This window comes from Pseudomonas sp. 34 E 7, assembly GCF_900005715.1.
Taxonomy (GTDB): Bacteria; Pseudomonadota; Gammaproteobacteria; order Pseudomonadales; family Pseudomonadaceae; genus Aquipseudomonas; species Aquipseudomonas orientalis_A.
On the sequence record NZ_CVTX01000044.1, the window covers coordinates 1 to 303 of the forward strand.

The 303-nt window shown below is 67.3% G+C and carries 1 protein-coding gene; it reads left to right on the plus strand.

Annotation, left to right across the window (positions count from 1 at the left end):
- A partial coding sequence (locus BFP96_RS01650; RefSeq protein WP_139113307.1) for an AMP-binding protein occupies positions 1–303 on the plus strand: 303 nt, incomplete at both ends.

Genomic DNA, 303 nt, shown 5'->3' on the forward strand with positions numbered 1-303 from the left:
CCGATTTCCTGGCCCAACATCCCGTGGACTGCCTGAAGATCGCCCCTTCGCATTTGCGTGGCCTGTTGGCGCTGGACGATGCCCGGCGGGTACTGCCGCGGCAGTTGCTGATCCTGGGCGGTGAAGGCTTCGATGCGGCGCTGTTCGCGCGCATCCGCGAACTGGCGCCGCAGTTGCGCGTGTTCAACCACTACGGCCCGTCGGAAACCACCATCGGTGTGGTCTGTGGCGAGGTGACGGAGGCCGGGCAGGGCGCTTACCTGCCGCTGGGCCAGCCATTGGCCGGTGCCGAGCTGCGTATCG